The organism is Limnohabitans sp., assembly GCF_046052825.1.
In the GTDB taxonomy this organism is placed as follows: Bacteria; Pseudomonadota; Gammaproteobacteria; order Burkholderiales; family Burkholderiaceae_C; genus Limnohabitans.
The window spans coordinates 1-12,259 of record NZ_JAVLFP010000065.1 but is presented as its reverse complement, the minus strand read 5'-3'; the positions used below and the strand labels follow the sequence as shown (position 1 = coordinate 12,259).

The following is a 12,259-nucleotide window of genomic DNA, read 5'->3' as shown; positions in this document are numbered from 1 at the left end:
AGCTTCGTCGGCAGCGTCAGATGTGTATAAGAGACAGCTTCCAGTCTTTCGGGTCTTTGAGCTTGACCTCTTTCGGTGGCTCCAACTTGGCGGCCTCGGCGGCCAACTTGCCGTAGCTGAGTTTGCGTTTGCTCGGGGTGTGGGTCACCACGCCCAAAGCGGCCACGCATTCGCTGGCGGGCACACCCCACTGCTGGGCCGCGGCGGCGATCAGCATTTCACGCGCGGTGGCACCGGCTTTGCGTAAATACTCTTGCGAGTTGCGGATGGTGCGGCTGCCCACGGCGGCCATGTCGCCATAGACACGCTTTTGGCGCAGGTTCTCATGCGCGGTGGCGTACTCCACCCGCACGCGCTTCCAGTCGGCTTCCAGCTCGTCGGCCACCAACATGGGAGCGGAGGTGCGGCTGCCCTGGCCCATTTCGGTTCGGGCATAGCGAATGATGATGGTCTCGTCGGCTTGAATTTCAATCCAGGCATTGACGCGTTCTGCCGTGGCGGCCATGCCTTTTTCTGGCAAGAAAAAGCCCAGCGACAAAGCCGCAGCGGCGGTGCTGGAAACCTTCAAAAAGCCACGGCGATCGACGCCAGCGGTGAGGTGTGAAGTACTCATGCGCGTGCTCCTTTGTTGGCCACCGCGTGGATGGCTTGGCGCATGCGCGCATAGGTGCCACAGCGGCAGATGTTGCTCATGGCCGCATCAATGTCTTCGTCCGTGGGCTTGGGCTTTTTCTTGAGCAAGGCCACGGCCGTCAAGATTTGGCCGCCTTGGCAATAGCCGCACTGGGGCACTTCATGGTCAATCCAGGCTTGTTGCACCGCATGCAAGGTGCCGTTTTTGTTGGCCAAGCCTTCGATGGTGATCACTTTTTGTGACGCCGCAGCCGACACAGGGTAAGAGCACGAACGCACCGGTTCGCCGTTCAAGAGCACCGTGCAGGCACCACACTGGGCCACACCACAACCGAATTTGGGGCCTTTGATGTCGAGTTCATCGCGCAGGGCCCACAAGAGAGGCATGTCGGGCTCGACGTCGGCCTCGTGCACACGTCCGTTGATGTTGAGTTTCATGTTGTCTGCCACCTAGGTTGAAAGAAGCGCGTAGGGTAGCCAAGTCCCTCCGTTCCCGCCAGCGTGAAAGCCCCCAAAACGACCTGAAACTGACGCCTGCGCGTCAGCCAAGCGTCAGCCTGGGCCGCGCATCGATATCATCGAAGTCTCACAGAATGAGATGACGGATTGACGAGACGTGGCGTGCACACGATAGTCCGTGCGTTTCAGACCTGTCACCCTTGAAAGCCCGCCTTGAGTCTTGATGCCCACTTGGTGCGCTTGCACCTGCAATCCCCCGATCCCGCTGCCTTGGCGGCGTTCTACACGCGCTGCTACGACATGCAGCAGCGCACAGTCGGCAACACGCACGTGTGCGAAGCACCACAACGCGCCGTGCACATGTCGCCCGGTCAGGCCAACCAACTGCATTACGCGCTGTGGGCCTGCAACACCCTAGAGGCGTGGGAGCGCTTGTGCGCCAACACAGCGGCGCTGCCCCGGCAAGACCTGAGCGGTTTTGCAGACCTGCCCGCTGACGCCGTGGGTGTGCGCGACCCGCAAGGCCTGTGTCTGGTGTTTGTGCCACCCCAAGACCACCCCGTGCCTGCGCCCTCCAACAACGGCTTGCCTGCAGCGACCAACCAGCACTTTGCGGTGCGCACCCAACACATCGAGACCTTGGTGGCCTTCTACACCGAGCAGTTGGGTTTCATCGTGTCAGACCGGGTCCAAGACGACAGCGGCCGGCTCACGGCCTGCTTCTTGCGCACCGAGCACCTGCACCACTGCCTGGCCCTGTTTGGCGCGCCCGTGAATTGCTTTGACCACCAGTCGTTTGAAACCCCGAGCTGGAACGACCTCAAAGACTGGGCCGACCACATGGGCCGCCTGCGCACCGAAATCGTCTGGGGAGTCGGGCGCCACGGACCTGGCAACGATGTGTTTTTCATGGTGCGCGACCCCGACGGCAATTTGGCAGAGATCTCCTCCGAAATTGAAATCTGCGCACCCGACCGCCCCATGGGCGTGTGGCCCCACGAAGAGCGCACCCTCAACGTGTGGGGCAAAGCGATCATGCGCAGCTGAAGCACCGGCATGCCCAACACCCACCGCATCTTGCGTGTGCTCAATGCGTTCACGCCAGAGCGCCCAGAAATCTCTCCCGAGTGGTTGATGACTGAGCTGGGCGCTTCGCGCGCCAGCATTTACCGCGACCTGCAGCAGCTCAGCCGCGTGGGCTTGATCGAACGGGTGAGCGAGCGCGGCTACTCGCTCGGTCCCAAAATTGTGGAGCTGGATCGGCAAATTCGCCAGTCTGACCCGCTGCTGCGCTCGGCCGCAGAAATTCCAGAGCAACTCGCCCGTACCACGGGGGGGCGGGTGCTGATATGCCGCTTGCATGATGACAAAGTGCTGTGCATCCAAGACACCTCCGGCCAGCACGCGCCTTCGGCGGTGAGTTATGAGCGCGGCAAAGCCATGCCCTTGTACAAAGGCGCCACCTCCAAAATCATCTTGGCACACCTGCCCACCAAAAAAGTCGACGAGCTGTTTGTCAAAGAACAGGCCGCCATTCGCTCTGCCGGCTTGGCACAAACCTCAGAAGAGCTTCACCGCTTGCTGAAACAGTGGCGCAACGAAGGCAGCGTCACCACCGAGGCAGAGCTCGACCCCCAGACCATCGGCTGTGCGGTCGCCCTGATGCAGGGCAAGCGCGTGCTGGGCAGCCTGAGCGTGGTGTTGCCAGCCCAAGCGGTCAGCCCGGCAAAACATGCGCGCGACCTGCGCGAGTTGCGCAGCGCAGCGCGACGCATTGAAGCCCGTTTGGCTTCAGATCACAAAAAACCTATCTTCACAGCGACGAGCCCAGCATGAACCCAACCTTGAATTTTGATGTGATCGTGGTGGGTACCGGCCCCACCGGCTTGGTGCTGGCGCATTTGCTGGGCAACCACGGTGTGCGCACCTTGGTGATCGACAAAAACGACGGCCCCGTGGACGAAGCCCGTGCCGTCACCATCGACGACGAGAGCCTGCGCACCCTGCAAGCCACCGGCATGCTGCCCGAGGTGTTGCCGAATGTGGTGCAAGGCTATGGCGTGCATTACTACTCCTGGACGAACCAGCTGTTCGCCAAGATCGAGCCCAGCTCGCGCGAATACGGCTACCCCAAGCGCAACGCTTTTCGCCAACAGCTGCTGGTACAAGCCCTGAGCCAAGGCATGACACGCCAAGCCTCGGTCAGCCTGCACTACGGCCATGAGTTGACCCGCCTGGAACAACATGACGACCACGTGAACGCCACCGTCTTGCATGAGGGCCAAGAACACACCTACACGGCGCGTTGGCTGGTGGCCTGCGACGGCGGGCGCAGCACGGTGCGTGAACTGTTGGGCATCACGCTTGAGGGCAGCACTTACAAAGAAAAATGGTTGATCGCCGATTTGATTGGCCGCGCCTCACCGTTTCGCCACACCCGCACCTATTGCGATCCGCAACGCCCGGCCATTCGCCTGCCCGGCCCGCAAAGCACGGTGCGCTACGAGTTCATGCTGCACCCCGGCGAAGACCCCGAGGCCGTGCTGGAAGACACGCAGCTGCGCAGTTGGATTCGAGGCCGCGACCCGCAAGACGCAGGGCTGCGCCTGTTGCGCAAAGTGGTCTACACCTTCCATGCGCGGGTAGCCACCCGCTGGCGCGAGGGGCGTGTGCTGCTGGCGGGCGATGCGGCGCACCTGACCCCGCCCTTCGCCGGCCAAGGCATGAACAGCGGTGTGCGAGACGCCGTCAACCTGGCCTGGAAACTGGTGGCCAACCTGCAACACGGTGCCTCGCCCCAACTGCTGGAGAGCTACCAGCAAGAACGCAAACCGCACGCCTGGGCCTTGATTCAAATGGCCTTGCGCATTGGCGCTTTCATGCAGCCCAAGTCGCGCCTTGGCGCTGCGTTGGCGCAAACCTTGTTGAAAGTGGTGTGCCTGGTGCCTGCGGCGCACGACTACATCTTGCACCTCAAGTTCAAGCCCAAGCCCCGTTTCTTCGAGGGCTTTTTTGTGCCCTGGAATATCCCCCAAGCCAAAATTCCGAGCGCCCAACTCATGACCCAGCCCCTGGTGGAGTTGCCCAATGGCCAGACCCTGCTGCTGGACGACTTGTTGGGCACGGGCTATGCCGTGCTGCAATGGGCCGATGCGCCAGAGTTGCCCTTGCCTGCGGGCATGCAAGCGCGCGTGGTGCGCGTGATTCGCCACGCCGACGACTTCTTGCCCGCCACCACCGCCGCACACGCGCTGTGCGTTCGTGACGTGCAACACGAATTGGCTGCCGTGCTCGACAGTGCGCAGGCGCAAGCCGTGGTGTTGCGCCCTGACCGCTATGTCATGGGATATGTGGGACAGGATGTTGCAAAAGCCTGTGGCACCATCGCGCAAGCTTTCCACACGGTCTACCCATCGCAGGATTGAACAGCATGTCTTCACGCACAGTCTTTCGCACGTTCATCTGCACGGCTGCATGGCTCCTCTGCACCGCATCTGTCGTCTGGGCACAAGCGCCCTACCCCAACCGCGCCATCAAGTTGGTGTCGCCCATCCCACCCGGTGGTGCGCCCGATTTGATCGCACGCGCCATTGGCTACAAGCTCTCCACCGGCCTCAACCAAGCCGTGGTGATTGACACCAAGGTGGGCTCCAACGGCAACATCGCCGCCGAGTTCGTGGCGCGTGCCCCCGCCGATGGCTATACCCTGCTGGTGGGCATGGACAGCTTGTTCGTCATCAACCCCTACCTGTACGCCAAGGGCGCGGTGGATGTGAACAAAGAACTCATCCCCATCGCCTCGCTGGGCAGCAACCAGTTTGTGCTGTCGGTCAACGCGGCCTTGCCTGTCAAGACACTTCCTGAGTTTGTGGCCTATGTGAAAAAGACCTCGCCCCCACCCGCCTACGCTTCTGGGGGCAACGGCAGCCAGCACCACCTGACGATGGAGATGCTCAAAGCCCGCGCCGGCATGGACCTGCTGCACGTGCCCTACAAAGGCGGCGCGCCGGCCACCACGGCCACCATTGGTGGCGAAACCGTGGCCATGTTCTCGGGCACCTCCAATTCAGCGCTCATCAAGGCGGGCAAGCTCAAAGCCATTGCAGTCAGCAGTGCGCAGCGCCTCAAAGAAATGCCCGACGTGCCCACCATCGCCGAGACCTACCCCGGCTTTGACAACAGCATTTGGATTGGCTTGTTCGCCCCAGCTGGCACGCCCGACGCCGTGGTGCAACGCTTGCGCGCCGAAGTGGCCAAGGCCTTGCACGCGAGTGACCTGGTGGAAGCGTTCGACAAAGCGGGGGGCATTGAACCGATGATCACCACCCCCGAAGAACTGCAAGCGAGAATCAAACGCGACCAAGCCAAATACAGCAAGATCATCCGCGATCTGGGCATCAAGCCCGACTGAACTCTGCGCCCACCCCAACCCTCATACCCATTTGTCAGTTCACTTTTTTCACGGAGCCTCTCTTGTCCAATCTCAATCTTTCCATTGCCGTCGGCGACTACGACCATGTGCGCGACCTCATGTCTGGACGCGTGCGCGCCGAAGGCATTGACATCACCCCTATCCATGTGCCGGTGGAAGAAATGTTCTTTCGCTTCACCAAGTTTCAGGAATGGGACGTCTCAGAGATGTCATTTGCCAAAGCCATCTCGCTGGTGTCGCAAGCCGACCCTTGGTTGGTGCTGGTGCCTGTGTTTCCATCGCGGGCCTTTCGCCACTCCTCCATCTATGTGCGCAAAGACCGCCACATCCAAACCCCAGCGGATTTGGCAGGCAAAAAAGTGGGCGTGCCTGAATGGGCACAAACCGCAGCCATTTACTCGCGCGGCATGTTGGCCCACGAATACGGTGTGGACCTCAACAGCATTGACTGGCACCAAGCCGGTGTGAACGACGCCGGTCGTCGCGAGAAAGTCGCCCTGCAACTGCCCCCAGGTCTGCGCTACACGCCCATGCCCCACACCTCGCTGTCGGAGATGCTGCTCAACGGCACGCTCGACGCGGCCCTCAGCGCGCGGCCACCGAGCGCGTTTGTCAACCACCCTGAGTTGGTGGAGCGCCTGATTCCCAACTACCGCGAGGTCGAGATGGCGTATTGGCAAAAGACCCAGATCTTCCCCATCATGCATGTCATGGCCATCCAACGCGAGGTGTACGAGAAGAACCGCTGGATCGCCACCAACTTGCTCAAAGGTTTTGAAGAAGCCAAAACCCGCAGCCTGCAACGCGCCGCCGACATCACCGCCTCGTCCTACCCGCTGCCCTGGGTGGCCGACTACGCAGCGCAGTCGCAAGCCATCATGGGCGACGACTTCTGGCCCTACGGCATCGAGGGCAACCGCTCGACGCTGGAAGCCTTCAGCCAGTATGCTTGGGAACAAGGGATCACCACCCGCCACCTCAAACTCGAAGACATCTTTGTCAAAGAAGTCCAAGACAGCGTGAAGGTCTGAACATGAACACACACCGTACCTACCGTTATTACGACTTGATCGTGGCCGCGTTTGTCACGGTGTTGCTGTGCGCCAACCTGATTGGTGCGGGCAAAGTGGCCCAGGTGGACTTGCCGCTGGTGGGCACCTTGGTGTTTGGCGCGGGCGTGTTGTTCTTTCCGATCTCGTATTTCTTTGGCGACATCTTGACCGAGGTCTATGGCTACGCCCACGACCGTCGCGCGGTGTGGTGCGGCTTTGGCGCCTTGGCGTTTGCTGCGCTGATGGCCTTTGTGGTCACTGCGCTGCCTGCCGCCCCGGGTGACTACAACAGCCAATTGCAATCGGGCCTGCAAGTGGTGTTTGGCAACACCTGGCGCATTGTGCTGGGCTCCATCGTGGCGTTTTGGGCCGGCAGCTTGGTCAACAGCTTTGTATTGGCCAAACTCAAAATCATGACGCAAGGTCGTCACTTGTGGGTGCGCACCATCGGCTCGACCATGGCGGGCGAGTTGGTCGATTCATCGCTGTTTTACTTCCTGGCTTTCTATGCCATTTGGCCCACGGAACAGGTGATTCAAGTGGCCATCACGCAGTACATCTTGAAGACCAGCTGGGAAGTGCTGGCCACGCCCATGACCTACCGCATCGTGGCATTTTTAAAGCGCAAAGAAAACGAAGACTTCTACGACACCGACACCAACTTCACACCCTTCAAGGTGTCGGTCTAAAAAAAACGACCCCGAGTCGCCTCGGGGTCGCCATGGATGGAGCGCAGGGGGTGGATCAGTCCAAGCTGATGTTTTTGCGCTTGATCAGTTGCTCGTAGGTCTTGCCCTTGGCTTCCGCATTTTTGCGAATCTCGTCGGGTGACCAGCTCAAGGGCTCAAAACCAAAGGTGTTGAAACGCGCTTTGACTTCAGGGTCAGCCAAGACCTTGATCACGTCGGCATTGATCTTGGCCTTGAGGTCATTGGGTAAACCTTTGGGCGAGACCAAGGTCACAAACGAGTTGACCTCAAACCCTGCTGGACCGCCTGACTCGGCCATGGTGGGCACCTCAGGCATTTGCGGCAAGCGCTTGGGGGCGGCCACTGCAAGGTACCGGATCTTGCCCGCTTTGAACAAGCCTTGGCTGGAAGGAATGCTGCCAAACGACCACTGCACATCGTTGGAACCAACCGACGTGAAAAGTTGTGAAAACTCACGGAACGCCACATGCGTCATCTCAGTGCCAGTAAGCAATTCCAGCTCTTCGCCGCCCAAGTGACCAGGGCTGCCAATGCCCCATGAACCGTAGTTCACTTTGGTGGGCTCGGCTTTGGCTGCGGCCACCAGGTCTTTCATGTTTTGCCACTTGGAGTCGGTGGCCACGGCCAAAAAGAAAGGCGTTCTGAACAAAGCCGCAACGGGGTCAAACGCGTTGAAGGGCACGAAACCTTTGGACTTGTACAGGTGGGGCACAGCGCCAATGTGCTCGCTGTCGAGTTGCAGCAAGTTGTAGCCGTCAGCGGGCAAACGCACGACCGAGTCAATGGCGATGAAGCCGCTGGCGCCGGGGCGGTTGATGATGAGCACAGGCTGGCCCCACAGCTTCGAGAGCTTGTCGCTCACCTGACGCAACACCGCATCGGGGCCACTGCCCGCGGGGAAAGGGGTGGCGATGGTCACGGGCTTGTTGGGAAATGTGGCAGCCGTTTGGGCGGAAGCGCCAAAGCTTGCACAGAGCAAAGCGGCCGTCAAACACACGAGGTGCGCGACACGCGCAGTGGAAAACAAAGACATGGGTGAAATCCTTGATGAAATGAACAAATTCAAAGAAACGGGTGGAGCTTACCCGCTTCTGCGGGGCTCAGCAGAGGCTGCGCATCACGCGGCGTCCGGCTGTTGCATGGGCGCTGCTTTTTGGAAAGCCTCCAACTGCATGCAAGCGGCTTCCACTGCGGCAATCAAAGGCCATTGCGTCAAATCCACCTTGAAGCGACGCGCACTCTCGACCTGCGGCACCAGGTACACATCGGCCAACGTGGGGCTGTCACCAAAGCAGAAGCGACCGCGTTGGGTGTCGGCTTTGAGCAAAGCCTCCAGGGCGTCAAAGCCCGCGCAAATCCAGGTGGCGCACCAAGCGTTGATGGCCGCTTCGTCGGCTTTGAACTGATGGCGCACGTACTCCAAGACACGGCGGTTGTTGAGCGGGTGGATGTCACAACCCACCACCGCTGCCAGCGCACGCACACGGGCACGTTGGTCGGCGTCTTGGGGCAACAGTGCTGGCGTGGGGTAGCGCTCTTCCAGCCATTCGATGATGGCGGGCGATTGAATCAGCACCTGGTCGTCGTGCACCAACGCAGGCACCAGGCCCTGTGGGTTGAGCGACTTGAAGGCCTCTTTCAAATGCTCTTCGGTGCGCAAGTCCACCGCGATGTACTCAGCGCTCACGCCCTTGAGGTTCAAGGCAATGCGCAGACGGTGCGAGGTGCCGCTGCGGAAAAAGTTGTAGAGCTTCATCCGGGCCTCACTCTGCGGCTGCAATGTTCAACGCCACCTCGCCCACACCGGCCACATGGCCTTCGATGCGGTCGCCTGCCACCACGGGGCCCACGCCTTCGGGGGTGCCGGTGTAAATCAGGTCACCGGGTTGCAGGTGGTAGAACAAGGACAAGTCGGCAATGATTTCGCGAATGCCCCAAATCAGCTTGTTCACGTCCGAGTGTTGTTTGGTCTGACCGTTGACGGTCAACGCGATTTCGCCGCTTTCAATCACCACCTCGGGCATGGGCACCACCTCGCTGCACACCGAGGACTGCTCCACGTCTTTGCCCAAATCCCAAGGACGACCTTTTTCGCGGGCGACCAATTGCAGGTCACGGCGCGTCATGTCCAAGCCGGTGGCGTAACCGTAAATCACGGTGTGGGCGTCTTCGGCTTTGACACGAAAGCCCGCCTTGCCCACCACCAGCACCAACTCCATTTCGAAGTGGTAGTTCTGGGTCTCGGGTGGGTAGGCAATGGTCGCCCCCGAGTGCACCAAGGTTTGGGGTGCTTTGGTGAAGTAGAACGGACGCTCCACCGACTTGTCCACGGGCTTGCCCATTTCCACCGCATGGGCGTGGTAGTTGCGGCCCACAAAGAACAAGCGGTTGATGGGCAAACGCTCGGTCTTGCCACGCACGGGCAAAGATTCAACAGCGGGAGGATTCCAGAGGTAAGTGGTTTGTGTCATGAGAGCTTTCTAAAAAATGAATGCGGGGCGCACCCTCGTGGCCCCGCAGAAAAGGAAAAGGTCCAGCGGATTAGCCGCGGTTTTCGTACACACCCAGTTTGCGGTGCAAGGGCGACTCGTCGGCCATGAACACAAAGGTGGGCTTGTCTGCGTGGCGGTTGGTCAAGGTCACGGCGGTGTAGCCCGGTGCGCAACAGGTGTCTGCTTCGGTGAGCGTGAACGTTTGGTCTTCGATGGCGATCTCGGCCCCACCTTCGATGACGTGGAACACACAAGCGGGTGAACGGGCAGGCAAACGCAAGCTTTGGCCGGGGCGCAGCATGAGGGCGTAAAAGCCCAGAATGTTTTCAGCGTCTTCACCTGTTTCGGGGTTCACATAAGTGAGTTGCACCGCTTCTTGCTGCGGCAGGTCGTCTGCCATGGTCAACAACGCTGCGCGTGCTTCGGCCCAAGGGTAGCGCAGCATGGGGTAACTCTTGGATGAGCGCTCAAACACGGGCGTGGGCAACATGCCGCCACGGGCGTACTGGCGATCACCCCGGCCCGCATGAATGGTTTGAGGTTCACCATTGACGTGGTAAGAGGTCTCCATGTAATAGACCAGCGGCAAATCCAGCACATCCAGCCACACCACGGGTTGGTCGCCATCGTGGCCGTGTTCGTGCCACAAACCGGTGGGTGTCAAGATCAGGTCGCCACGGCTCATCGGGCACTTCTCGCCGTCCACCGTGGTGTAAGCGCCCTCGCCTTCGACAATCATGCGCACGGCGTTGGGCGTGTGGCGGTGTGACGGCGCCCACTCACCGGGCAACAGCAGTTGCATCCCTAAGTACATGGCGGCACTGGCTTGCATTTTTTCCAGGCCATGGCCGGGGTTGGCCAGCACCAGCACGCGGCGTTCGGCTTTTTCGATCGGCGTCAACTCACCGGCTTTGAGCAGCAAGGGCTTGATGGTTTGGTAGGCCCAAAACGTGGCGCGGGTGTTGGGACGCGGCTTGCCCGGTGGCAACACGCCGCGCAGACTGGGCCACAAGGGCACCAAGTTGTGGCTGGTCAGCTCAGCACGGTAATCGGCGGGCAGGTCTTCGAGTTTTCCGAGATCGTTCATGAATCTTCCAATCTGAGTGACGTTGATCAGTTCGAGGCGGCAGACAGGCAGTTGCTCACGTTCCAGCCATAGAGCCATTCCACCGCATCATAGAAGCGCTCGGGTGTGCGACCCCGCCACAAGTCGTTGCGCACCAAACGCTCCACACCTTTGGCATGGTAGAGGCGGCCCATCTCGCGGCCCGACAGCACGATGCGTGCGGTGCGCGCCACGCGGGCACGTTGGTACAAGTCGAAGGCTTTGACAAAGTCGTTGTTGTTGACCCGCAGGGCTTCGCCCAAGGTCACCGCATCTTCAATCGCCATGCACGCGCCTTGCGCCATGTACTGCGTGGTGGGGTGGGCAGCGTCACCCAACAAGGTGACACGACCAAACGACCACTGGCCAATCGGCTCGCGATCCGCCGTGGCCCAACGACGCCAGCTCTTGGGCAAATCAATCAGCTGACGCGCCTTGGGGCAAATGCCCTGAAAGTAGCTTTGCACCTCTTCTTTGCTGCCATCGGTCACGCCCCACTCTTCTTGCTTGCGGCTGTGGAAGGTCACCACCACGTTGTATTGCTCGCCACCGCGCAAGGGGTAATGCACCAGGTGGCAGTTCGGGCCCACCCAAATGCTGGCCGCGTTCCACTGCAAATCTACGGGAAAGTCTTTTTTGTCGACCACGGCGCGGTAGACCACATGGCCTGTGATGCGCGCAGGGTCGTTCACAAACTGGGCCCGCACCACCGACTTCACGCCATCGGAGCCGATCAGTGCCGTACCTTGGTGGGCGTTGCCATGTTGGTCGTACACCGTCACGCTGTGTTCGTCTTGCTCGATGCGCTCCACACGGGTGGACGTCACCACCTCGACCTTGCCGGTTTCTTGCGCACCTTCGTACAGCGAGGTGTGCACGTCCATGCGGTGGATCACGGCGTAAGGGTTGCCAAACCGCTTGATGAAGGCTTCGCCTGTGGGGATCTTGCCCACCTGGTATTCGTCGATCGCATCGTGCATCACCATGTAATCGGTGTACACCGCGCGGCTGCGCGCTTTCTCCCCCACACCCAAAGCGTCAAACGCGTGAAAGGCGTTGGGGCCCAGTTGGATGCCGGCACCAATCTCACCAATCTCAGGCGCTTGCTCCAGCACCTTGACGTGAAAGCCCTGGCGCGTCAGCGCCAAAGCAGCAGCCAACCCCCCAATGCCGCCACCCGCCACCAGCACAGGCAAGCTTTGCGTTGTGATGCTCATGTTGAACCCTTTTGAAAATATTCAGTATGCGTACTAATAGTGTAACAAGCCCGGCCTGGCAATCTGAGGGCCTGAGATGCGGACTTACCCTTGATCCGCAACAAAGCAACGGGCTCAGGGTCTGTCTCTTATACACATCTGACGCTGCCGACGATAAGG

The 12,259-nt window shown here is 60.3% G+C and carries 13 protein-coding genes; 6 read left to right on the top strand and 7 right to left on the bottom strand.

Features of this window, described 5'->3' with window-relative positions:
- Positions 1–16 precede the first annotated feature (16 nt).
- Positions 17–613: a molybdopterin cofactor-binding domain-containing protein gene (locus ACKWJN_RS11405; RefSeq protein ID WP_408596999.1), complete on the bottom strand. Its 597-nt coding sequence runs from the start codon at positions 611–613 to the stop codon at positions 17–19.
- Positions 610–1,071: a (2Fe-2S)-binding protein gene (locus tag ACKWJN_RS11400; protein WP_408596998.1), complete on the bottom strand. Its 462-nt coding sequence runs from the start codon at positions 1,069–1,071 to the stop codon at positions 610–612. Before ACKWJN_RS11400 ends, ACKWJN_RS11405 begins: the two co-directional genes overlap by 4 nt.
- A 234-nt stretch (positions 1,072–1,305) precedes the next feature.
- Between ACKWJN_RS11400 and ACKWJN_RS11395 the strand changes: the two genes are divergently transcribed.
- From ACKWJN_RS11395 to ACKWJN_RS11370, 6 genes are all read left to right on the top strand, one after another.
- Positions 1,306–2,139: a VOC family protein gene (locus ACKWJN_RS11395; protein WP_408596996.1), complete on the top strand. Its 834-nt coding sequence runs from the start codon at positions 1,306–1,308 to the stop codon at positions 2,137–2,139.
- A 9-nt stretch (positions 2,140–2,148) separates the two neighbouring features.
- Positions 2,149–2,928, top strand: a complete 780-nt coding sequence (locus tag ACKWJN_RS11390) for an IclR family transcriptional regulator (RefSeq protein WP_408596994.1) — start codon at positions 2,149–2,151, stop codon at positions 2,926–2,928.
- Complete coding sequence (locus ACKWJN_RS11385) at positions 2,925–4,517, top strand: bifunctional 3-(3-hydroxy-phenyl)propionate/3-hydroxycinnamic acid hydroxylase (protein ID WP_408596993.1); 1,593 nt, start codon at positions 2,925–2,927, stop codon at positions 4,515–4,517. The genes ACKWJN_RS11390 and ACKWJN_RS11385 overlap by 4 nt, the downstream gene beginning before the upstream one ends.
- A 5-nt stretch (positions 4,518–4,522) precedes the next feature.
- Positions 4,523–5,503 (top strand): Bug family tripartite tricarboxylate transporter substrate binding protein, encoded by a 981-nt coding sequence (locus ACKWJN_RS11380; protein ID WP_408596991.1) that lies wholly within the window; start codon positions 4,523–4,525, stop codon positions 5,501–5,503.
- Positions 5,504–5,565: 62 nt separating this feature from the next.
- A complete protein-coding gene (locus ACKWJN_RS11375) occupies positions 5,566–6,555 on the top strand; it encodes a PhnD/SsuA/transferrin family substrate-binding protein (RefSeq protein WP_408596989.1) in 990 nt (329 codons plus the stop codon).
- 2 nt (positions 6,556–6,557) lie between these two features.
- Positions 6,558–7,265 (top strand): queuosine precursor transporter, encoded by a 708-nt coding sequence (locus tag ACKWJN_RS11370; protein WP_408596987.1) that lies wholly within the window; start codon positions 6,558–6,560, stop codon positions 7,263–7,265.
- 55 nt (positions 7,266–7,320) lie between these two features.
- Here the strand turns inward: ACKWJN_RS11370 and ACKWJN_RS11365 are convergent, their stop codons facing one another.
- The 5 genes from ACKWJN_RS11365 to ACKWJN_RS11345 all read right to left on the bottom strand — a co-directional run bounded on the left by ACKWJN_RS11365 (position 7,321) and on the right by ACKWJN_RS11345 (position 12,100).
- Positions 7,321–8,319, bottom strand: a complete 999-nt coding sequence (locus ACKWJN_RS11365) for a Bug family tripartite tricarboxylate transporter substrate binding protein (protein WP_408596986.1) — start codon at positions 8,317–8,319, stop codon at positions 7,321–7,323.
- Positions 8,320–8,403: 84 nt separating this feature from the next.
- Positions 8,404–9,042 carry a maleylacetoacetate isomerase gene (gene maiA, locus ACKWJN_RS11360; protein ID WP_408596984.1) on the bottom strand — a complete coding sequence of 213 codons (639 nt, stop codon included), beginning with the start codon at positions 9,040–9,042 and terminating at the stop codon, positions 8,404–8,406.
- Between the two features lie 7 nt (positions 9,043–9,049).
- Positions 9,050–9,757: a fumarylacetoacetate hydrolase family protein gene (locus ACKWJN_RS11355; protein WP_408596983.1), complete on the bottom strand. Its 708-nt coding sequence runs from the start codon at positions 9,755–9,757 to the stop codon at positions 9,050–9,052.
- A gap of 70 nt (positions 9,758–9,827) precedes the next feature.
- Positions 9,828–10,865, bottom strand: coding sequence for a cupin domain-containing protein (locus ACKWJN_RS11350; RefSeq protein ID WP_408596981.1), 1,038 nt, complete (start codon positions 10,863–10,865; stop codon positions 9,828–9,830).
- Positions 10,866–10,891: 26 nt separating this feature from the next.
- Positions 10,892–12,100, bottom strand: coding sequence for a 3-hydroxybenzoate 6-monooxygenase (locus ACKWJN_RS11345; RefSeq protein WP_408596980.1), 1,209 nt, complete (start codon positions 12,098–12,100; stop codon positions 10,892–10,894).
- Positions 12,101–12,259 lie beyond the last annotated feature (159 nt).

Excerpts from the sequence above, each read along its gene's own strand:
- ACKWJN_RS11370 (WP_408596987.1), top strand. The coding sequence starts at position 6,558 with ATGAACACACACCGTACCTACCGTTATTACGACTTGATCGTGGCCGCG.
- maiA (WP_408596984.1), bottom strand. The coding sequence starts at position 9,042 with ATGAAGCTCTACAACTTTTTCCGCAGCGGCACCTCGCACCGTCTGCGC.
- ACKWJN_RS11400 (WP_408596998.1), bottom strand. The coding sequence starts at position 1,071 with ATGAAACTCAACATCAACGGACGTGTGCACGAGGCCGACGTCGAGCCC.
- ACKWJN_RS11380 (WP_408596991.1), top strand. The coding sequence starts at position 4,523 with ATGTCTTCACGCACAGTCTTTCGCACGTTCATCTGCACGGCTGCATGG.
- ACKWJN_RS11385 (WP_408596993.1), top strand. The coding sequence starts at position 2,925 with ATGAACCCAACCTTGAATTTTGATGTGATCGTGGTGGGTACCGGCCCC.
- ACKWJN_RS11350 (WP_408596981.1), bottom strand. The coding sequence starts at position 10,865 with ATGAACGATCTCGGAAAACTCGAAGACCTGCCCGCCGATTACCGTGCT.
- ACKWJN_RS11345 (WP_408596980.1), bottom strand. The coding sequence starts at position 12,100 with ATGAGCATCACAACGCAAAGCTTGCCTGTGCTGGTGGCGGGTGGCGGC.
- ACKWJN_RS11365 (WP_408596986.1), bottom strand. The coding sequence starts at position 8,319 with ATGTCTTTGTTTTCCACTGCGCGTGTCGCGCACCTCGTGTGTTTGACG.
- ACKWJN_RS11405 (WP_408596999.1), bottom strand. The coding sequence starts at position 613 with ATGAGTACTTCACACCTCACCGCTGGCGTCGATCGCCGTGGCTTTTTG.
- ACKWJN_RS11390 (WP_408596994.1), top strand. The coding sequence starts at position 2,149 with ATGCCCAACACCCACCGCATCTTGCGTGTGCTCAATGCGTTCACGCCA.
- ACKWJN_RS11355 (WP_408596983.1), bottom strand. The coding sequence starts at position 9,757 with ATGACACAAACCACTTACCTCTGGAATCCTCCCGCTGTTGAATCTTTG.